21 protein-coding genes are annotated in these 18,574 nt (G+C 66.4%); 7 read left to right on the top strand and 14 right to left on the bottom strand.

Annotated features, from left to right (window positions below; translation table 11 throughout):
- The first annotated feature begins 82 nt into the window (after positions 1–82).
- Both glnL and ntrC read left to right on the top strand, forming a co-directional pair.
- Complete coding sequence (gene glnL, locus ISO4_RS01875) at positions 83–1,180, top strand: nitrogen regulation protein NR(II) (RefSeq protein ID WP_194854957.1); 1,098 nt, start codon at positions 83–85, stop codon at positions 1,178–1,180.
- On the top strand, positions 1,177–2,601 hold the full coding sequence (gene ntrC / locus ISO4_RS01870) for a nitrogen regulation protein NR(I) (protein ID WP_194854956.1): 1,425 nt from the start codon (positions 1,177–1,179) through the stop codon (positions 2,599–2,601). The genes glnL and ntrC overlap by 4 nt, the downstream gene beginning before the upstream one ends.
- A gap of 51 nt (positions 2,602–2,652) precedes the next feature.
- Here the strand turns inward: ntrC and ISO4_RS01865 are convergent, their stop codons facing one another.
- Complete coding sequence (locus ISO4_RS01865; RefSeq protein ID WP_194854955.1) at positions 2,653–3,111, bottom strand: nuclear transport factor 2 family protein; 459 nt, start codon at positions 3,109–3,111, stop codon at positions 2,653–2,655.
- Between ISO4_RS01865 and pip the strand changes: the two genes are divergently transcribed.
- The gene (gene pip, locus ISO4_RS01860) at positions 3,110–4,030 is read left to right on the top strand and encodes a prolyl aminopeptidase (RefSeq protein WP_194854954.1); all 921 of its coding nucleotides are present in this window, start codon (positions 3,110–3,112) and stop codon (positions 4,028–4,030) included. The genes ISO4_RS01865 and pip overlap by 2 nt on opposite strands.
- Here the strand turns inward: pip and ISO4_RS01855 are convergent.
- The gene (locus ISO4_RS01855; protein WP_194854953.1) at positions 4,005–4,550 is read right to left on the bottom strand and encodes a DUF3261 domain-containing protein; all 546 of its coding nucleotides are present in this window, start codon (positions 4,548–4,550) and stop codon (positions 4,005–4,007) included. The two genes, pip and ISO4_RS01855, sit on opposite strands and share 26 nt — an antisense overlap.
- Positions 4,551–4,656: 106 nt before the next feature.
- Here ISO4_RS01855 and dtd point away from each other — a divergent pair, with 106 nt between their 5' ends.
- The 4 genes from dtd (at position 4,657) to ISO4_RS01835 (ending at position 8,521) form a co-directional block, all read left to right on the top strand.
- The gene (gene dtd / locus ISO4_RS01850; RefSeq protein ID WP_194854952.1) at positions 4,657–5,094 is read left to right on the top strand and encodes a D-aminoacyl-tRNA deacylase; all 438 of its coding nucleotides are present in this window, start codon (positions 4,657–4,659) and stop codon (positions 5,092–5,094) included.
- 117 nt (positions 5,095–5,211) lie between these two features.
- The gene (locus ISO4_RS01845) at positions 5,212–5,691 is read left to right on the top strand and encodes a DUF3015 domain-containing protein (protein WP_194854951.1); all 480 of its coding nucleotides are present in this window, start codon (positions 5,212–5,214) and stop codon (positions 5,689–5,691) included.
- Positions 5,692–5,759: 68 nt separating this feature from the next.
- A complete protein-coding gene (locus tag ISO4_RS01840) occupies positions 5,760–7,580 on the top strand; it encodes an Lnb N-terminal periplasmic domain-containing protein (protein ID WP_194854950.1) in 1,821 nt (606 codons plus the stop codon).
- The gene (locus ISO4_RS01835; RefSeq protein WP_194854949.1) at positions 7,565–8,521 is read left to right on the top strand and encodes an alpha/beta hydrolase; all 957 of its coding nucleotides are present in this window, start codon (positions 7,565–7,567) and stop codon (positions 8,519–8,521) included. The genes ISO4_RS01840 and ISO4_RS01835 overlap by 16 nt, the downstream gene beginning before the upstream one ends.
- Here the strand turns inward: ISO4_RS01835 and tatC are convergent.
- The 12 genes from tatC to argS all read right to left on the bottom strand — a co-directional run bounded on the left by tatC (position 8,509) and on the right by argS (position 18,546).
- Positions 8,509–9,291: a twin-arginine translocase subunit TatC gene (gene tatC, locus ISO4_RS01830; RefSeq protein ID WP_194854948.1), complete on the bottom strand. Its 783-nt coding sequence runs from the start codon at positions 9,289–9,291 to the stop codon at positions 8,509–8,511. The two genes, ISO4_RS01835 and tatC, sit on opposite strands and share 13 nt — an antisense overlap.
- Complete coding sequence (gene tatB / locus ISO4_RS01825; protein ID WP_142948244.1) at positions 9,284–9,646, bottom strand: Sec-independent protein translocase protein TatB; 363 nt, start codon at positions 9,644–9,646, stop codon at positions 9,284–9,286. Before tatB ends, tatC begins: the two co-directional genes overlap by 8 nt.
- A gap of 21 nt (positions 9,647–9,667) precedes the next feature.
- The gene (gene tatA / locus ISO4_RS01820; RefSeq protein WP_142948245.1) at positions 9,668–9,895 is read right to left on the bottom strand and encodes a Sec-independent protein translocase subunit TatA; all 228 of its coding nucleotides are present in this window, start codon (positions 9,893–9,895) and stop codon (positions 9,668–9,670) included.
- A 2-nt stretch (positions 9,896–9,897) separates the two neighbouring features.
- Positions 9,898–10,236 (bottom strand): phosphoribosyl-ATP diphosphatase, encoded by a 339-nt coding sequence (locus ISO4_RS01815; protein ID WP_067609203.1) that lies wholly within the window; start codon positions 10,234–10,236, stop codon positions 9,898–9,900.
- A 62-nt stretch (positions 10,237–10,298) separates the two neighbouring features.
- Complete coding sequence (locus ISO4_RS01810; protein WP_194854947.1) at positions 10,299–11,915, bottom strand: AarF/UbiB family protein; 1,617 nt, start codon at positions 11,913–11,915, stop codon at positions 10,299–10,301.
- Positions 11,915–12,541: a ubiquinone biosynthesis accessory factor UbiJ gene (locus tag ISO4_RS01805; protein ID WP_194854946.1), complete on the bottom strand. Its 627-nt coding sequence runs from the start codon at positions 12,539–12,541 to the stop codon at positions 11,915–11,917. The genes ISO4_RS01810 and ISO4_RS01805 overlap by 1 nt, the downstream gene beginning before the upstream one ends.
- On the bottom strand, positions 12,541–13,299 hold the full coding sequence (ubiE, locus tag ISO4_RS01800; protein WP_194854945.1) for a bifunctional demethylmenaquinone methyltransferase/2-methoxy-6-polyprenyl-1,4-benzoquinol methylase UbiE: 759 nt from the start codon (positions 13,297–13,299) through the stop codon (positions 12,541–12,543). Before ubiE ends, ISO4_RS01805 begins: the two co-directional genes overlap by 1 nt.
- A complete protein-coding gene (locus tag ISO4_RS01795) occupies positions 13,292–13,999 on the bottom strand; it encodes an FFLEELY motif protein (RefSeq protein WP_194854944.1) in 708 nt (235 codons plus the stop codon). Before ISO4_RS01795 ends, ubiE begins: the two co-directional genes overlap by 8 nt.
- Before the next feature lie 208 nt (positions 14,000–14,207).
- The gene (gene hslU, locus ISO4_RS01790; protein WP_067609724.1) at positions 14,208–15,539 is read right to left on the bottom strand and encodes an ATP-dependent protease ATPase subunit HslU; all 1,332 of its coding nucleotides are present in this window, start codon (positions 15,537–15,539) and stop codon (positions 14,208–14,210) included.
- Positions 15,539–16,075 carry an ATP-dependent protease subunit HslV gene (hslV, locus tag ISO4_RS01785; protein ID WP_194854943.1) on the bottom strand — a complete coding sequence of 179 codons (537 nt, stop codon included), beginning with the start codon at positions 16,073–16,075 and terminating at the stop codon, positions 15,539–15,541. The genes hslU and hslV overlap by 1 nt, the downstream gene beginning before the upstream one ends.
- Before the next feature lie 78 nt (positions 16,076–16,153).
- On the bottom strand, positions 16,154–16,780 hold the full coding sequence (locus ISO4_RS01780; protein WP_142948252.1) for an SPOR domain-containing protein: 627 nt from the start codon (positions 16,778–16,780) through the stop codon (positions 16,154–16,156).
- Positions 16,780–18,546 carry an arginine--tRNA ligase gene (gene argS, locus ISO4_RS01775; protein ID WP_194854942.1) on the bottom strand — a complete coding sequence of 589 codons (1,767 nt, stop codon included), beginning with the start codon at positions 18,544–18,546 and terminating at the stop codon, positions 16,780–16,782. The genes ISO4_RS01780 and argS overlap by 1 nt, the downstream gene beginning before the upstream one ends.
- Between the last annotated feature and the right edge of the window lie 28 nt (positions 18,547–18,574).

Below are 18,574 nucleotides of genomic sequence, written 5' to 3'. Positions count from 1 at the left end.
CGTCCTCCACCCGCCTGCTGCCCTGTGAAGGCGCTCTCACGGGTGGCCTGATAATTGCTTATGCCCTGTTATGGCCCGAACTATGACGACAGACACGGTGCTGCAAAAACGGCTGCTGGATCATCTCCGTACCGCGGTAATGATGCTCGACGGCGACCTGCGCGTGCGCTACCTCAATCCGGCGGCGGAAATGCTGCTGGCCACCAGTGCCTCTCGAATAATCGGGCAGCGGTTGCCGGAGTACTTTTTCGATGACGAGGACGCGCGGGGTGCTCTGCAACAGTGCATGGACGAGGGGCACCCGTTCACCCGCCGCGAAGCCCGGCTCAATGTGGCGCCGGGGCAGCAGGCGATGGTCGATTACAGCGTCAGCCCGATCCATGAGCGTGGCCAGAACATGGCGCTGCTGGTGGAGATGCAGTCCCTGGACCGGCTGCTGCGGATTACCCGGGAAGAGGGGCTGATGCACGCCCACCAGGCCACCCGCGCGCTGGTGCGGGGCGTCGCCCATGAGATCAAGAACCCGCTCGGCGGCATTCGCGGCGCCGCCCAGCTGCTCGAGCGGGCGCTGCCGGATCCGGAGCTGGCGGAGTACACCCGGGTGATCATCGACGAGGCGGACCGCCTGCGTTCGGTGGCGGACCGGATGCTGGGCCCGCGCAAGCCGCCGGCGTTCGCGCCGGTCAATATTCACGAATGCCTGGAGCATGTGCGCCAGTTGTTGCTGGCGGAGTACCCGGAAGGGGTGCTGCTGCGCCGCGATTACGACGTCAGCCTGCCGGAAGTGATCGCCGACCGGGACCAGCTGATTCAGGTGCTCCTGAACCTGATGCGCAACGCCATGCAGGCGTTGCTGGAAGCCGGCACCGAGGACGCCCGCGTGGTGATGCGCACCCGCGCGCTGCGCCAGTTCACCATCGGCGTGCAGCGCCACCGGCTGGTGCTGCGGGTGGACATCGAAGACAACGGCCCGGGGATCTCCCAGGAGCTCCAGGAAACGATTTTTTATCCCATGGTCAGCGGCCGGGCCAACGGCTCGGGGCTGGGGCTGTCCATCGCCCAGTCGATCATCAGCCAGCACCAGGGTCTGATTGAGTGCGACAGCGAGCCCGGGCGCACCTGCTTCAGCCTGCTGCTGCCCATGGAACCGGTGGATACAACGGAGAGCAAAGGATCATGACCGCAACCATTTGGGTGATCGACGACGACCGCTCCATTCGCTGGGTGCTGGAAAAGGCGCTCGGCCAGGAAGGCTACCAGCCGGTATGTTTTGAAGACGCCGACGAGGCCCTCAACCGCCTCGACGAGGGCGGCGCCGAGCCCGATGTGCTGATCTCCGACGTGCGCATGCCGGGCACCGACGGCCTGCGCATGCTCAAGATCCTGCAGCGCAAGAACCCCAATCTGCCGGTGATCATCATGACCGCCCATTCCGACCTGGACTCGGCGGTGGCGTCCTACCAGGGCGGCGCGTTCGAATACCTGCCCAAGCCGTTCGACGTGGACGAGGCGGTGGCGCTGGTCAAGCGGGCCATCAAGCACCGCAAGGAGAACGACGAGGAGTTCGTGGCGCCGGCGGCGGAAACGCCCACCGAGATCATCGGCGAGGCGCCGGCCATGCAGGAGGTGTTCCGCGCCATCGGCCGGCTCAGCCACTCCAACGTGACGGTGCTGATCAACGGCCAGTCGGGCACCGGCAAGGAGCTGGTGGCCCGGGCCCTGCACCGCCACTCCATGCGCCGCGAGAAGAACTTCGTGGCGCTGAATATGGCGGCGATCCCCAAGGACCTGATCGAATCGGAACTGTTCGGCCACGAGAAGGGCGCTTTCACCGGCGCCAACAGCCAGCGGGTCGGGCGGTTTGAGCAGTCCAACGGCGGCACTCTGTTTCTTGATGAGATCGGCGATATGCCGCTGGAAGCGCAAACCCGCTTGCTGCGCGTGCTGCAGGAAAACGAATTCTACCGGGTGGGCGGCACCACCCCGATCCACGTGGACGTGCGCATCATCGCCGCCACCCACCAGGATCTGGAAAAACTGGTGCGCGACGGCGACTTCCGGGAGGACCTGTTCCACCGCCTCAATGTGATCCGCATTCACATTCCGCGTCTCGCCGAGCGCCGCGAGGACATTCCCGCTCTGGCCGGCTACTTTCTCCAGCACGCCGCCCAGGAGCTGGGGGTCGACCCCAAGGTGCTGCACAAGGACACGGAAAAGTACCTGGCCGCCATGCCCTGGCCGGGCAACGTGCGGCAGCTGGAAAATACCTGCCGCTGGCTGACGGTGATGGCCTCCGGCCGGGAAGTGCTGGTCGACGACCTGCCGCCTGAGCTGCGCCAGGGCGGCAGCAAGCCCACGGAAACCGGTGGCGACTGGCTGAAATTCCTGCGCCACTGGGCCGACCGGGCTCTGGCCCGTGGCGACCGCGGGATTCTCGAGCAGGCGGTGCCGGAGTTCGAGCGCACCATGATCGAGGTGGCGCTACAGCACACCGGCGGCCGCAAACGGGACGCGGCGGCGCTGCTCGGCTGGGGGCGCAACACCCTTACCCGCAAGATCAAGGAGCTGGACATGGAAGCGGAGTTCAGCGGCGACGACTAGCAGCTCGGATGCCAGTGGCCCATGAGGGCAGGGCCTGTGCGAGCGGGCCCTCTATTCGCCCAACCCCCGCGCCTCCAGATCCACCAACACCCAATCCCCACCCGCTTCGCGCCAACGACTCCGCACCCGGAAACTGTCCGCGTCCTCCGGCAGCGTGGCGCGACCGCCCCACACCAGAGCGTTGAACGTGACCTCCGCCTCGCGCAGCGTCACCGGATCAAGCGCCACGTCCACGTTGAGAAAACTGACCTGGCGCTTGGGGTAGCGCAGGAACACCCCCACCAGACGGCGGCCGGCCGCTTTGCGGTCCAGGTCCCGGTAGCGGAAATCCGCCGCCAGCCGGTCCATCACCGCGCCCACGTCGCCGCCTTCCAGGCCGCTTTCCAGTTCCGCGACGGCCTCGCGCAGGGCCGCTTCCGGCGGCGGCGTCTCGCAGCCGGTGAGCAGCGGTTGCAGGGCCACCAGCAGACAGTATGCTGTCAGCCGAGCCCAGCGGCGGATGTCACGCATGTCATTATTCCCCCCAATCGAGCCCTACCATCGCCAGTACCTGGATGTGGGCGACGACCATTTATTGTATGTGGAGCAGAGCGGCAACCCGGACGGTGAGCCGGTGGTGGCCCTGCACGGCGGCCCCGGCGGCGGCAGCTCGCCGTTGCTGCGGCGGCTGTTCGACCCGCAACGCTACCGCATCGTGGTGTTCGACCAGCGCGGCGCCGGGCGCAGCCGCCCCTACGCCAGCACCGAGCATAACACTCTGCCGGATCTGGTCGCCGACCTGGAGCGCATCCGCGAGCACCTGATGATTCCCCGCTGGCGGGTGGTGCTGGGCGGCTCCTGGGGCGTCACCCTGGCGCTCGCCTACGCCCTGGATTTCCCTTCGCGGGTGGCGTCGCTGGTGTTGCGCGGCGTGTTCCTGTGCCGGCAACAGGACATCGACTGGCTCTACACCGACCGGGGCGCGGCGCGCTTTTACCCGGACCTGTGGGCGCGCCTGCTGGAAGCGCTGCCGCCCGGCGAGGGCGACCTGGTCACCCGTTATCACCGCGCCTTGCCGGGGCCGGACGGCGAACGTCTGGCCCGCGAGTGGACGCTCTGGGAAGCGCGTCTGTCGAGCCTGGATCCGCCGCCGGAGATCAACGTCGACCACAACGCCCGCGCCATGGCGCAGCTGGAAACCCATTACTTCGTCAACGGCGGCTTTCTGGAACGCCCGATTCTGCCCCGCGCCGGCGCGCTCACCTGCCCGGTGGAGATCGTGCACGGCCGCTATGACATGGTGTGCCCGCCGGAGCAGGCCTGGCTGCTGCACCAGGCGCTGCCTGACAGCCGGCTCAACTGGGTGCCGGCGGCGGGGCACAGCAGCGCCGAGCCGGCCATCGCCGAGGCGCTGGTGGCGGCGGTCAGGCGCCTGGGTCGGCGGGGCTGAGAATCAGCAGGTAATCGTGGCGGGCGTTATACACCGGCAGCGGCCGGCTGGACGGCTCGTCGCTCTGGTAGTCCACCTGGGCCTCGGTGGTGCCGTTGAACCGCAGTATCCGCCCCTCGTCGTCGGCGGCCAGGGTCCAGCCCGGCGTGAGCCCGGCGCGCAGCCGTTCCAGCGGCCACAGCGCCAGCTGCAGATCGGCGATCAGATCGTCGGCGGATATCGCTGGCGGCAGCCGCGGGGTGCGGCGAACCTGCAGGCGCTTCTGCTGGTAGCGCATTTCCACCATCAGTTCGTCACGCTCATTGGTGATCACGATATGGGTGCTGTCCGGCGTCAGGCTGAAGCGGGCCCGGGCGGCATGGATGTCGTCGCCGACGCGCATTTCCAGGCCCCGCTGAATCTCCCGGTACTCGCCGAACGGCGGCGCCGGAAGGCGGCTGCCTTCGTCGGGCGGCGCCCATAACTGGCAGCCGAAGAGTGACACGAGCAGGGCGATGAGAAACAGCGGTCGGTGCGGCATAGGCCTCAATAGCAGTGGGAACCAGAACCGATTATGGTGCGCCCATAACGGACGGGCAATGATGGCCCGGCGATCGGGTTCAAGGCGTGCAAATTAAGGAGGCCGGGTGAGAGTTTTATTGCAGCGGGTAACGTCGGCGGAAGTGCGGGTTTCCGGCCGGGTGGTCGGCGCGATCGATTCCGGGCTTCTGGCGTTCGTGGGCATGGAGCGTGGCGATGACGACGCCAGCGTGGAACGGATGGCCGGCCGGATCGCCGGCTACCGGATGTTCGCCGATGAGCAGGGCAGGATGAACCGCAGCGTGCGCGATGTCGGCGGCTCGGTGCTGCTGGTGTCGCAGTTCACCCTGGCGGCGGACACCGGGAAAGGCCTGCGGCCCAGTTTTTCCCGGGCCGCGGAGCCTCAGGAGGCACGGCGCCTGTGCGATGCGCTGGCCGCCGGCCTGCGTGATTCGGGGCTGCCGGTCGCCGAGGGGGAATTCGGCGCCGATATGCAGGTGAGCCTGGTCAACGACGGGCCGGTAACCTTCCTTATCAATCTGTGACGCCGTTGCTGTCCCCTTATGTTGCAAAGACGTGACCCTGCTTTATGATGAATTTTAAGCTCCCGGGGGAAACCGCATGGGGGCGCAACCAGAAAGCGTAAATAAATGGAGATATTTATGAAAAAAGTATTATTGGCAGCAGCGCTGCTGGGCGCTTCCGTTTCCGCTCAAGCCGTCGCTCCGGGTGGTCCCGGCTGTGGTTGGGGTAACCTGATTTTTGAAGGCAAGTCCGGCATGCCGGTACACCTGCTGGCGACCATCGTTAACGGCACCTCCGGTAACGCCACCTTCGGTATGACCAGTGGCACCAACGGTTGTGACACCAACGGTGCGCTGACCTACAGCGGCGAAAGCCTGCTCAGCATGAACGGCGTGCTGGAAGAAGTGGCTCAGGACATGGCCACCGGCGAGGGCGAAGCCCTGACCGCGCTGTCCGTTTCCATCGGCGTTTCCGGTGACGACCGCGCTTATTTCAACAGCGTGATGCACGAAAACTTCGCGTCCATCTTTCCCCGTCAGGACGTCAGCGCCGGTGAAGTGATGCAGCAGATCACCGCCGTCATGCAGAACGATCAAAAACTGGCTAAGTACGTATAAAAACTGCCCCATGAGCCCGCCTCCGTCCGGAGGCGGGTTTTAAGTCCCCACCTGAAGATGGAATTCGCATGCGTGCCGCCTTGCTGTGCGTCCTGGTATTGTTTTGCACAACCGTCGCCCAGGCCCGGGACCTGGAACAGCTTGCACAACAGCCACGCTGGCAGGCGCTTTTGCATATCAACCCCGGCGCCACCCTGCGCGACCGCCAGCGCAGCTATGTGGATGACGCGGACTTTTTCCTGGCCGCCGACGGCGCCGCCAATCCGGTCTCGGAGCTGGCGTCCACGGTGGAGGCGCTGAAGCAGGAAGCCGCCCCGGCCCGTTGCCGCTTTCCCGCCCGCTATCGTTTCGTCGCCGAAGCACTCGGTTGGCGGGAAGCGGAGCCGTTCGCCCATTGCGCGGAGTATCAGGAGTGGCGTCGCTCGGTGCACGCCAAGCGCGCGGTGCTGGTTTTCCCCGCCTCCTATTTGAACAGCCCGTCCTCGATGTTCGGTCATACCCTGCTGCGGCTGGACCAGGGCGATGACGACGGCGCCGTGTGGCTGTCCTGGGCGATCAACTTCGGCGCCGTGACCACCGAGCAGGATAACTCGCTGTTCTATATTTACCGGGGGCTGGCGGGCGGCTATCCGGGCCGCTTCAACCTGGTGCCCTATGTTCAGAAGATCCAGCAGTACTCGAACATGGAGAGCCGGGATATCTGGGAGTACACCCTGAAGCTGGACCAGAGCCAGATCGATTGGATGATCGACCACCTCTGGGAGCTGAAGGATATTAACTTCGACTACTACTTCTTTGACGAGAACTGCTCTTTCCGTCTGCTCGAGCTGATTCAGGTGGCGCGTCCGCAAAGCGGGCTGCTGGATGAGCTGCGTTTCGCCGAGCTGCCGGTGAATACGGTGCGCGCGCTGGATCAGCGCGGCCTGGTGACGGAGCGCCACTACCGGCCCTCCAAGGAAGTGGAGCTGGCCGCTTTGCGTGACCGGCTCGACGACCAGGAGCAGGCGCTGGCCCGGCGCCTGGCGGCGGACCCGGCGGTGGCGGAGAGTGACGCCTTTCAGTCGCGGCCGCCCCGGCGGCAGGCGATGATGGCGCGTACCGCCTACAGCTACGTGCGCTTCGTTAACCGCAAGGCGGCACGCACCGAGGACATCGCCGGCCGTTCCTTCGCGTTGCTGACGCTGGTCAACCGGCTGCCCTCGGTGGAGGACCCGGAGCTGCCGGATAAAGCGCCGCCGGAATCCGGCCACGGGTCGCAGATGCTGGCGGCGTCCGGTGGCCAGCGGGGCAGTGACGACTTCGGTGAAGTCAGCTACCGGCTTACCTACCACGACCTTTTGGACAACCGCCGCGGCTTTCTGGACGGCGCCCAGATCCAGGGCCTGGGCATCACCCTGCGCAGCACCGAATCCGGCGCCGCCCGGCTTGAAGAGCTGGACCTGGTGAGCATTCGCTCGCTGTCGCCGCGTGGCCGCTTCTCCAAGCCGCTGAGCTGGTATGTGGAGGGCGGCCTGGAACGGGCCTGGGCCGGACGGCGGCGGCTGACCCGTTATGTGCAGGGCGGGGCCGGCGGCAGCTGGCGCAGCGGACCCTGGCAGCCCTATCTGCTGGCCAGCGTCCGGGCGGAGAACAACAGTGATTTCGGCCCCCTGATCACGCCCGGCGGCGGCGCCGAAGCCGGGATGCTGTATCATGCCGGTCGCTGGCAGTGGCAGTTGAGCAGTGCCGGCCACTATTTCAGTAATGACGTGTACCGCCACCGTTCCACCTTGGCGGTACAGTATGCCCTGGCCCGTGAGCACGGCCTGCGCGCCTCACTGGAGCGCGAGGGTTGGCGCGGCGACGGCGAAACCGAATTCAAAGTACAGTGGCGATGGTATTTCGACTGATTCCGGCCGTTTGTCTGGCCTTGCTTCTCCAGGGTTGCAGCAGCCTGTTCTTCTACCCCATGGAGCCCTGGGTCCAGAACCCGGCCCGCCAGGGGCTCGACTATGAAGACGTGGTGCTGATACACCCCGACGGCCTGCGTATCCACGGCTGGTGGCTGCCCGCCCGGGGCACCGCCCGCGGGACGGTTTATTTCCTGCACGGCAATGCCCAGAACATCAGCACCCATCTGATGAACGTGCACTGGTTGCCGGAGCGGGGATATAACGTCTTCCTGCTCGACTACCGGGGTTACGGCTTGTCCGAGGGGGATCCGGATCTGAAGGGCGCCCAGGCCGATATTCAGCTGGGCCTGGACTGGCTGGCGCAATCGCGCCGCCTGGAGGGGGCGCCGCTGGTGCTGTTCGGGCAAAGCCTGGGCGGCGCCATGGCCACCGGGGTGCTGGCCCGCGAGCGTAACGACGGCTTTGTCGATTGCGTGATGCTGGAGGCGCCGTTCGCCAGCTACCGGGACGTGGCCTCGGACGTGATGGCGCGCAGCTGGCTGCTCTGGCCGCTGCGCTGGATGGTGCTGCCCACCTTGCCGGCGCGCGCCAACGATCCCGAGCGCCACGTGGCGGATCTGGCGCCCCGGCCGCTGTTGATCCTGCACAGCAAGGAGGATCCGGTGGTGCCTTACCAGCAGGGCCGTCGGCTCTATGCGGCGGCTCGGCCACCCAAGACGTTCCAACCCCTGAAGGGCGGGCATACCCAGAGCGTTCGCGATCCGGCGGTGCGTGATCGTCTGGTGGCGTTCATGCAGGATAACGAATGCGCGGCGCGTCCCCCGGCGCCGGCGGAGGCGCCGGCTTCCACCCCGGCCGAGCCGGATCGGGCGCCGGCCCCGGTGTCGGAGTCCGGCGTCGAGGCCCGGGCCACGCCGGCGTCGGGCTACCGGTTCTGAGGGTCTTCCTGTTCCCGGTCCAGTTGCTGGCGGCGCACCATGCGCCCGAACACCAGGCCGATCTCGAACAGCAGCCACATGGGCACCGCCAGCAGGGTCTGGCTGATGATGTCCGGTGGCGTCAGCATCATGCCGATCACGAAGCAGGCCACCACCACGTAGGCCCGTGACGCGGCCAGCTTTTCCACCGTGGTGATGCCGGTGGCCACCATCAGCACGATGGCGATGGGCAGCTCGAAGGCGACGCCGAAGGCCAGAAACAGCGCCAGCACGAAATCCAGATAACTGCTGATGTCGGTGGTCACCGCCACCCCTTCCGGGGCAATGGTGGTGAAGAACTGGAACATCAGCGGGAACACCACGAAGTAGGCGAAGGCGGCGCCGCCGTAGAACAGCAGCACGCTGCTGGCCAGCAGCGGCACCGCCAGCTTTTTCTCGTGGCGGTACAGGCCCGGCGCCACGAACGCCCAGGCCTGGTGGAGAATGAAAGGCATCGCCACGAAGATGCTCAGGTAGAGCGTCAGCTTGAACGGCGCCAGGAAGGGCGACGCCACGCCGGTGGCGATCATGTTGGTGCCCGCCGGCATGGCGTCCATCAGCGGGCGTGCCACCAGGGTGTAGAGGTCGCGGGAAAAGTAGAACAGCCCCAGGAAGATCACCAACACCACCACCAGGGTTTTCAGCAGGCGGTTGCGCAGTTCGAGCAGATGGCTGACCAGGGTTTGCGGGGTGTCATCGGGGCGTTGGTCGTCGCGGCGCTCTTCACTCATTCGGTTTCTTCTCGGCCTCCGGCGTCTGGCCGTTGTCCTGGTTGTCGGGCTGGTCGAGGGTCTCCGGCCGGCGCCGGGCGCGGGCCACTTCGTCCGGCGACAGCAGGCTGTCGCGGGCCTCGCGGATGCTGTCTTCGTCCAGGCCCATTTCGCGCATCTGCTTTTCCATCCGTTCGCGCATGTCCTGGTTGAGCGCTTCGCGCTCCAGCTCATTGCGCAGATGGTTGAAGGTGGAGCGCGCCCGGCCGACCCAATAGCCCACCGTGCGCGCCGCCTTGGGCAGACGCTCCGGGCCCAGCACCACCAGACCGATGATGGAAATCAACGCCAGTTCGGAAAAGCCGATATCAAACATGGGCCGTCGCTCCGTGGCGTATCAGACCTGGTCCTTGTGTTTTTCCTGCTTGCTGGTGTGCGTCTCGCTGTCGTCGTCGGCCAGGCGCTTGCTGTTCTGCTCGTCCTCGCCGTCCTTGACCGAATCCTTGAAGCCTTTGACCGCGCCGCCCAGATCGTTGCCGATGTTGCGCAGTTTCTTGGTGCCGAACAGCAGCACCACGATGGCCAGGATAATGAGCAGTTGCCAGATACTGATACCGGAAAACATGGTTAGTCTCCTCGCTCGCTACGAGCGGCTTTTTCGTCATGGCCGGACAGGCCGAAGCGTTGCTCCAGCTCTGCCAGGACCTGGTCCGGACCGAGCCCCAGATGGGCCAGCATGATCAGCGAATGAAACCACAGGTCGGCGGTTTCGTTGATCAGCGCCTTGGGGTCTCCGCCGGCGTCGGTGTCGCGGGCGGCGAGCAGGGTTTCCACCGCTTCCTCGCCGACCTTCTCGAGAATCTTGTTCAGGCCCTTATCGTACAGGCTGGCCACATAGGACGAATCCGGCGCGGCGCCTTTGCGCTGTTCCAGGACCTGGTGAAGCTGGTTGAGGATATCGGACATGGTGTCTCCAAATACAGCGCCAGTTTAGCACCGGCCGGCGCCAGACCCTAACGTGGACATGACTAGCGCCGGCAGGCCCAGGCCAGCAGCACCAGGGCGCCGGCGGCCATCGGCCAGGCCCACTGGCCGGCGCCGTGCAGGGCGTCCACCGCCGCCAGCGCGGCCAGGCCCAGGCCGCCCAGGCCGCCCAGCATCTTGTGCCGGTGGCGGCGCAGGCCGGTTTCAAAGTAGTGCGCCATTTCCCGCTGCTGCTGGGGCTGGTGGCGCAGGCTCTCCAGGCCGTCGCGCAGCAGCTCCGGCATGTCCGGCAGCTGCGCCGCCCACTCCGGCAGCCGGTTGCGCAGCTTGTTGGCGGTGGCGGCGGGGCCGTACTCCTCCATCATCCAGGCTTCCAGCAGCGGCCGGCCCACGGTCCAGATGTCCAGCCGCGGGTAGATGCTGCGCCCCAGGCCTTCGATGTGCACCAGGGTCTTCATCAGCAGGATGTACTGCACCGGCGCTTCGATGTGGTAATCCCGGGCCAGGTCGAACAGGCGCAGCACCAGCGGCGCGAACTCCATGCTCTCCAGGTCGGCGCCGCGCACCGGCGCGATGATCTCGGTGACCGCCTGCTCGAAGCGGTGACGGTCCACCGGCCCGCGCGCCCAGCCGGCGCGGATCACCTGGTCCACCAGGCCCGGGTAATCCTCGCGCATCACCGCCAGTACCATGCGGCCCAGCACGTTCAGGTCCTGCTTGGAGAGGCGCCCGGCGATGGCGCAGTCCACCGCCATGTACTGCGGTGACTCCGGGTGCTCCGGGTTAACGAAGATGTTGCCCGGGTGCATGTCGGCGTGGAAGAAGTTATGCCGGAACACCTGGGCGAAGAAGATCTCCACGCCGCGTTCGGCGAGCACGCGCGGGTCGATGCCCGCAGCGCGGATCGCTTCGATGTCGTTGACCGGGATGCCGTGAATGCGGTCGGACACCATCACCCGGCGCGATGACAGCGCCAGGTGCACGGCGGGGATGTACAGCAGCGGGCTGAACAGGAAGTGCCGGCGCATGGCCTCGCTGTTGCTTGCTTCGCGCTCCAGGTCCAGCTCGGCGCGGATCACGGTCTGATAGTCGTGCACCACCTTGCGCGGGTGGAAGTAGCGCGAGTCCGCCCACAGCGCTTCCAGCAGCCGGGCGCCGAAGCCCATCACCTTGAGGTCGCGCTCCACGCGCTGCTCGACGCCCGGGCGCAGCACCTTGACCACCACCTGGCCGCCGTCGAGCAGGGTGGCGGGGTGCACCTGGGCCACCGAGGCGGAGGCCAGCGGCGTGTCGTCGAAATGCTCGAAGACCTCGTCCAGCGGACGCGGCAGGCTGGCCTCCACCAGCCGTCGGGCCTGGGCGCCGTCGAACGGCGCCACCCGGTCCTGCAGGTGCGCCAGGGCCTCGGTCCATTCCGGTGGCAGCATGTCCCGGCGGGTGGCCATCAGCTGGCCGAACTTGATGAAAATCGGGCCCAGGCGCTCCAGCGCCAGCTTCAGGCGCTCGCCCTCAGTGAGTTGGCCGGTGCCCAGCCAGCTGGAGGGCACCAGATACTGCAGCAGCACCAGAAAAGGACGGGCCGGGTGGGGCGGCAGCAGGGATAACAGGCGGTAGCGGCACGCCACATGGGCGACCACCAGCAGGCGGCTGATCGGCGGCATCAGGGGCGCGGGCTCCCTTTCAGGCGTTGTATCCGGGCGTCCAGCCGGTCCACGTCGCCGCGCAGCTCGTCCACGTCCTGGTAGAACTCGTAGACGTCGCGGCGCAGCGCCAGCAGGCCGGACTCGCCGCCGATGTAGTCACCCATCTGGTGGCCGAGGCGGTCGAACGCCTGGCGGGCCCAGCCGAACAGGCGCCGCGCGCCCTGGTCCAGCTGCTGGGCCAGCTCGCCGCCGATCACCGGTTCCAGCAGGGCGCCCCAGTCCAGGTCGAGGTCGGCGGCCAGGTCGCGCACGTCCTGCAGCAGTTCCCGGTTGCCTTCCACGCGCAGGGCGCCGCCGATCACATTGGGCTGGCGGCGCCAGTCGAGCAGCAGGGCGGCCAGATCCACCGGGTTGCCGGTGACGCTCACGTCCGGCTCGGCGTCACTGCGCAGGTAGAGCTCCACGCCCTCCTCGACGATCAGCGCATAGAGGCGCAGCGGCGGCAACGTCAGATGCACCGCCAGCAGACGGCCGGCGTGGCGGCTGAGCCGCGCGGCGGTGGCCGGATCGGAGCGCAGCGCCGCGTTGATGGCGCGCTCCACGCTGGCAATGGCGGTGGTGGAAATAAGACCGGGCTCGCGCATCAGACCTTGAACCCCCGGTGCAGGGCGACGATGCCGCCCAGCATGTTGAAGTATTCGCTACGCTGAAAACCGGCTTCGGTCATCATGCCCTTCAGGGTGTCCTGATCCGGGTGCATGCGGATCGATTCGGCGAGATAGCGGTAGCTTTCGGAATCGTTGACCACCAGCTTGCCCAGCCGCGGCCAGACCGCGAAGGAGTAGAGGTCGTAAAGCTTGGACAGCGGCTTGTGCACCGGGTGGGAAAACTCCAGCACCAGCAGCCGGCCGCCGGGCTTGAGCACCCGCAGCATGGAGCGCAGGGCGGCGTCCTTATCGGTGATGTTGCGCAGGCCGAAGGCGATGGTGATGCAATTGAAGCTGTTGTCCTCGAACGGCAGGCACTCGCCGTTGACCTGGGCGACCTGGGTATTGTGGCCGCAACCGGCGTCGATCAGGCGGTCGCGGCCCACCGACAGCATGGCGTCGTTGATGTCGGCCAGCACCACCTGGCCGGTGTCGCCCACCAGCCGGGAAAACTTGATCGCCAGATCGCCGGTGCCGCCGGCCAGATCCAGCACCCTGTGGCCGGGGCGCACGCCGGCCAGCTCCAGGGTCATGCGCTTGAGCACCCGGTGGCTGCCCATGGAGATCAGGTCGTTCATGACGTCGTACTTGGCCGCCACCGACCGGAACACGCCCGCCACCCGCTGCTGTTTCTCCTGCCACGGCACTTGCTGATAGCCGAAGTGGGTGACCTTGTTGTCGTCGTTGTTACTCATTGGGGACGTCCTTGAAGGGAGCGGGATGCCGGTCGAACAGCCGGTCCATGATGCGCGTTTCTCGGGCGGCGATGCGCTCGAGAAGGCGGCCCACGCTGGGTACCGGTTTCATCACTCGGAAACTGCGATCCATGAAATCATACAGGTTCGCGAAGCCCGCCGCATGGGCCGGGCGGCGCACCAGCCGGAAGGTGGTCTGGACCATCCGCGAGCGCACGTAGCGGTCGATATGATGCCCTAAACCGGCCACCAGTTGGAGTTGCCGGCGGCGCTGTTCGGGGTGGCCGGCGGCCCGGTAGCCCTCGCCGTAGGCGTGGTCGTCCAGCGGCAAATCGAGGCGCTCGCCGAGCACGCCGACCAGGGCTTCGTCCAGCTCCTGGGTGATGATCGCCGCTTCCAGCGCGTCGGCGGAGGTGGCCATCACTTTTTCCGGCAGCAGGCGCATGGCCTTGGGCAGGGCGCGACGGATCTCGCGCGCCACCGGCAGCAGGTCGCGGCCGCCGTAGACGTCGTCGAGCAGGAAGGTGACGCCGGGGCGCAGCGCCGGGTCCTCGAGCAACGCCTGGTGGGTGTCCATCAGGCGCTGGCGCTGGAACGCCTGCACCCGGCCCAGGCGGGCCAGGAACAGCGCATCATCGCCGTGCTGGCGCAGCGCGAAGAAACGTTCCAGATGATTTTGCAGTTGCTCGCCGGCGTTCATGACGGATCCTCCGGCGGGCGATGATAGCAGAATTGTAGGAGCGGGCCTTGCCCGCGAAAGGCCGGCAAAGCCGGCCGGCAGGATACCAGAGGCCTTATTGGTAGCGTGCTTGGGTAGGTCTCTGGGATCCTGCCGGGAGCTTCGCTCCCTTTCGCGGGCGGGGCCCGCTCCCACAGGCCCGCTCCCACAGGCCCGCTCCTACAAGCCGCTAGAGGATGTAGCGGCTCAGGTCTTCGTCGGAGGCCAGTTCGCCGAGGTAGCGGTCGACGGCTTCGGCGTCCAGCACCAGCGGTTTGTCGTGGTACTGGGTGGCCAGGTCGTCGGCGTCGTAGCTGATTTCCTCGAGCAGCTTTTCCATCACCGTGTGCAGGCGGCGGGCGCCGATGTTCTCGGTGCGCTCGTTGACCTGCCAGGCCACTTCCGCGATCCGGCGGATGCAGTCGTCGGTGAGTTCCAGGTTGAGCCCCTCGGTGGCGAGCAGCGCCTTGTACTGCTCGGTGAGCGAGCATTTGGGCTCGGTAAGGATGCGCTCGAATTCCTCGGGGGTGAGCGCGCTCAGCTCGACGCGGATCGGCAGGCGGCCCTGCAGCTCCGGGATCAGGTCGCTGGGCTTGGCCAGGTGGAAGGCGCCGGAGGCGATGAACAGAATGTGGTCGGTGCGCACCATGCCGTACTTGGTGCTCACCGTGGAGCCTTCGATCAACGGCAGCAGATCGCGCTGCACGCCTTCGCGGGACACGTCGGTGCCGCCGGTCTCGGAGCGCTTGGCCACCTTGTCCAGCTCATCGATAAAGACGATGCCGTGGTTTTCCACCACGTCGATGGCCTGCACCTTGAGCTCGTCTTCGTTGACGAAGCGGGCCGCTTCCTCGTCACGCAGCAGGCGCAGCGCTTCGCGCACTTTCAGCTTCTGCGATTTCTTGCGGCCGCTGCCGCCCATGCGCGAGAACATCTGCTGCAGCTGGCTGGTCATTTCTTCCATGCCCGGCGGCGCCATGATCTCCACCCCTTGCGGGTTGGCGCTGACTTCGACTTCGATTTCTTTGTCGTCCAGTTCGCCTTCGCGCAGTTTTTTGCGGAAGATCTGGCGGGTGTTGGAATCATTGTCGGCTTGCTCGCCGCGGGCGTTGGGCAGCAGGGCGTCGAGCACCCGGTCCTCGGCGGCGTCTTCCGCCTTGTGCCGCACGCGGGCCATTTCCTTTTCGCGCAGCAATTTGATCGCCACTTCCATCAGATCGCGGATGATGGATTCCACGTCCCGGCCCACATAGCCCACCTCGGTGAACTTGGTGGCTTCGATCTTCAGGAAGGGCGCGTCGGCCAGTTTCGCCAGGCGCCGCGCGATTTCGGTTTTACCGACGCCGGTGGGGCCGATCATAAGGATGTTCTTGGGCGCCACTTCGGCGCGCATCTCTTCCGGCAGCTGCATGCGCCGCCAGCGGTTGCGCAGGGCCAGGGCCACCGCCTTCTTGGCGTTTTCCTGGCCGACGATGTGCCGGTTGAGTTCGCTGACGATGTCACGGGGAGACAAGGAGGACACTATTCGATCTCCTCAAAGGTGTGATTCTGGTTGGTGTAGATGCAGATGTCGCCGGCGATTTTCAGGCTTTGCGCCACCACGTCGCGGGCCGGCAGGTCGGTGTTGTGCAGCAGGGCGCTGGCGGCGGATTGCGCGAACGGGCCGCCGGAGCCGATCGCGATCAGCCCCTCTTCGGGCTCCACCACGTCGCCGTTACCGGTGATGATCAGGGAGTTTTCCTTGTCCGCCACGGCGAGCAGCGCTTCCAGGCGGCGCAGGGCGCGGTCGGTGCGCCAGTCCTTGGCCAGCTCCACGGCGGCGCGCACCAGGTGGCCCTGATGTTTTTCCAGCTGGGCTTCGAAGCGTTCGAACAGCGTGAAGGCGTCGGCGGTGCCGCCGGCGAAACCGGCGATCACCTTGCCGTGGTAGAGGCGGCGCACTTTGCGCGCGTTGCCCTTCATGATGGTATTGCCCAGCGTTACCTGGCCGTCGCCGCCGATCACGACGTTATTGCCGCGTCGAACCGAGACGATGGTCGTGCCGTGATATTGCTCCACGGAAACCTCCTTATCCTGATTTGAACAGGATGTGCGGGTGGGGCAGGAGGTTTTCAAGCGCGGGTTTTCAGACGCCTGTTAGTCTTTCAACTGAATCGGCAGAGTCTCCACGCCGTTGGCGGCCAGTTTGTCCTGGGCGCGGTGCAGCGTGTTGATGTTGTCATAGGGGCCGATCATCACCCGGTGCCAGGTGTCGCCGTTGTCCATGTCCACCGGTTGAATGCGCGCCTGGTAACCCTTGAGGATCAGCTCCGCGCGGCGCCGGTCGGCGTCCTTCTCGTTGCGGAAGCTGCCGGCCTGCAGCAGGAAGCGCTTGTCGTGGCGTCCGGCCACCGGCTTGTCGGCGGTCTTTTCGCCCTCGGCGGTATCGTCACCGCCGCCCCGGCTGGCTTCCTGCTCGTCGCCTTCGCCCTTGGGCACGATCACTTCCATCTTCGGCAAGACCGCGTAGAAGTCGAACTTGGGCTGGTCGTCCTTGGCGGCGCCGTCGCTGTCTTTTTCCTCGGGTTGCGGTTTCTCGACCGCGGTGCGGTCACCGCCGCCGGTGCGGCCCTGTTCCATCTGCACCTGGGCGAGATGGACCAGAAACGCCACGAACAGGCCGCCGATGACGCCGGTGAACAGCCAGACCCAGCCGGGTACCTGGCGCGACTGCTTTTTCGAGCCGCCGCGACTGGCGCCACGGCGCGAGGTGTTCTTCGCCATTACATACGCTCCAGGGGTGTCAGGCCCAACAGCGCCAGGCCCCGTGACAGGGTACGCGCGGTGAGCGCCGCCAGTTTCAGGCGGCTGGCGCGGATCGCCGGGTCGTCCACGGCGAGAATCGGGCAGTGTTCATAGAAGGCGGAAAACAGGCCGGCGAGATCGTACAGGTAGGCGCACAGGAAGTGCGGCTGGCCCTTGTCGGCCACCTGACCGATCACCTCGCCGAACTGCACCAGGCGGGCGGCCAGCGCCTGCTCCGCGTCGTGCTCAAGCTGAAAATCGCCGCTCACCTGGCTCTGCACCTGGTCCAGCGCCAGCCCGGCCTTGCGGAACACGCTCACCACCCGGGTGTAGGCGTACAGCAAATAGGGCGCGGTATTGCCGTCGAAGCTGAGCATCTGATTGAAATCGAAGATGTAGTCGCTGCTGCGGTTTTTGCTCAGGTCGGCGTATTTGACCGCGCCGATGCCCACCGAGCGGGCGATGTCGCGCAGCTCGCCGTCTTCCAGATCCGCGTTTTTCGAACGCACCAGGTCATAGGCGCGCTGCTCCGCTTCGTCGAGCAGGTCGATCAGTTTGACGGTGCCGCCGTCGCGGGTCTTGAAGGGGCGGCCGTCCGGACCGTTCATGGTGCCGAAGCCCATATGCGCCAGGTCCACGCCTTCGCCGACGAAGCCGGCGCGCCGGGCGACGGTGAAAATCTGCTGGAAATGCAGCGCCTGGCGTTGGTCGACGAAATACAGGATGCGGTCGGCGCCCAGGGTACCGGCACGGTAGCGCAGCGCCGCCAGGTCGGTGGTGGCGTACAGGTAGCCGCCGTCCGCCTTGCGCACGATCACCGGCAGCGGGTCGCCGTCCTTGTTCTTGAACTCGTCCAGGAACACGCACTGGGCGCCCTGGTCCTCGGTGAGCAGGCCGGCCTTGTCGAGGTCGGCGACCACCCGGGCCAGGTCGTCGTTGTAGGCGCTTTCGCCGCGCACGTCGTCGGGGCCCAGGGTGACGCCCAGGCGGCGGTAGACTGCGTCGCAGTGGCTCAGGGACACCTGGTTGAACTCGCGCCACAGGGACAGGCAGTAATCGTCGCCGGACTGCAGCTTGACCACCAGCGCGCGGGCCCGGTCGGCGAACTCCGGTGACTCGTCGAAGCGCTGCTTGGCGGCGCGGTAGAAGTTCTCCAGATCGCCCAGTTCCCGGTTGAGCTGCTCGCCGCTCTCCTGGTCTTTCTGCTCTTCCAGGTAGGCGAGCAGCATGCCGAACTGGGTGCCCCAGTCGCCGACGTGATTCTGCGGCACCACCTTATGGCCCAGGAAGGAAAGCGTGCGCACCACGGCGTCACCGATGATGGTGGAGCGCAGATGGCCGACGTGCATTTCCTTGGCCAGGTTGGGCGAAGAATAGTCCACCACCACGGTTTGCGCGTTCTCCGGGCGCGGCACCGCCAGGTAGGGATCGTCGAGCGCCGCTTCCAGCTGACCGTTCAGCCACTGGGCCGCCTGGAAGAAATTGATGAACCCGGGGCCGGCGATTTCCACCTTGGCCACCGCCGGGTCATCGGGCAGCGCCTCGATCAGGGACTGGGCCAGATCGCGGGGCTTGAGCCCGGCGGGCTTGGCCAGCATCAGGGCGATGTTGGTGGCGAAGTCGCCGTGGCTTTTGTCCTTGGTGCGATCAATCTGCACTGGAGGCCGGGCATCGCCGGGCAGGGTGCCGTTGTCGCGCAGGGTGTCCAGAGCGTGTTCGATCAGGGGTATCAGGCGGTCTTTCATGCTTCATCGCGGCCATTGGATGGACGGG

The sequence above is a fragment of the Alloalcanivorax venustensis ISO4 genome (assembly GCF_015356855.1).
In the GTDB taxonomy this organism is placed as follows: Bacteria; Pseudomonadota; Gammaproteobacteria; order Pseudomonadales; family Alcanivoracaceae; genus Alloalcanivorax; species Alloalcanivorax venustensis.
This window is presented reverse-complemented; position numbering and strand designations above follow the sequence as displayed.

Coding starts and splice junctions, on each gene's coding strand:
- glnL (WP_194854957.1), top strand. CDS start 83: ATGACGACAGACACGGTGCTGCAAAAACGGCTGCTGGATCATCTCCGT.
- ntrC (WP_194854956.1), top strand. CDS start 1,177: ATGACCGCAACCATTTGGGTGATCGACGACGACCGCTCCATTCGCTGG.
- pip (WP_194854954.1), top strand. CDS start 3,110: ATGTCATTATTCCCCCCAATCGAGCCCTACCATCGCCAGTACCTGGAT.
- ISO4_RS01865 (WP_194854955.1), bottom strand. CDS start 3,111: ATGCGTGACATCCGCCGCTGGGCTCGGCTGACAGCATACTGTCTGCTG.
- ISO4_RS01855 (WP_194854953.1), bottom strand. CDS start 4,550: ATGCCGCACCGACCGCTGTTTCTCATCGCCCTGCTCGTGTCACTCTTC.
- ISO4_RS01845 (WP_194854951.1), top strand. CDS start 5,212: ATGAAAAAAGTATTATTGGCAGCAGCGCTGCTGGGCGCTTCCGTTTCC.
- ISO4_RS01840 (WP_194854950.1), top strand. CDS start 5,760: ATGCGTGCCGCCTTGCTGTGCGTCCTGGTATTGTTTTGCACAACCGTC.
- ISO4_RS01835 (WP_194854949.1), top strand. CDS start 7,565: ATGGTATTTCGACTGATTCCGGCCGTTTGTCTGGCCTTGCTTCTCCAG.
- tatC (WP_194854948.1), bottom strand. CDS start 9,291: ATGAGTGAAGAGCGCCGCGACGACCAACGCCCCGATGACACCCCGCAA.
- tatB (WP_142948244.1), bottom strand. CDS start 9,646: ATGTTTGATATCGGCTTTTCCGAACTGGCGTTGATTTCCATCATCGGT.
- tatA (WP_142948245.1), bottom strand. CDS start 9,895: ATGTTTTCCGGTATCAGTATCTGGCAACTGCTCATTATCCTGGCCATC.
- ISO4_RS01815 (WP_067609203.1), bottom strand. CDS start 10,236: ATGTCCGATATCCTCAACCAGCTTCACCAGGTCCTGGAACAGCGCAAA.
- ISO4_RS01810 (WP_194854947.1), bottom strand. CDS start 11,915: ATGCCGCCGATCAGCCGCCTGCTGGTGGTCGCCCATGTGGCGTGCCGC.
- ISO4_RS01805 (WP_194854946.1), bottom strand. CDS start 12,541: ATGCGCGAGCCCGGTCTTATTTCCACCACCGCCATTGCCAGCGTGGAG.
- ubiE (WP_194854945.1), bottom strand. CDS start 13,299: ATGAGTAACAACGACGACAACAAGGTCACCCACTTCGGCTATCAGCAA.
- ISO4_RS01795 (WP_194854944.1), bottom strand. CDS start 13,999: ATGAACGCCGGCGAGCAACTGCAAAATCATCTGGAACGTTTCTTCGCG.
- ISO4_RS01780 (WP_142948252.1), bottom strand. CDS start 16,780: ATGGCGAAGAACACCTCGCGCCGTGGCGCCAGTCGCGGCGGCTCGAAA.
- argS (WP_194854942.1), bottom strand. CDS start 18,546: ATGAAAGACCGCCTGATACCCCTGATCGAACACGCTCTGGACACCCTG.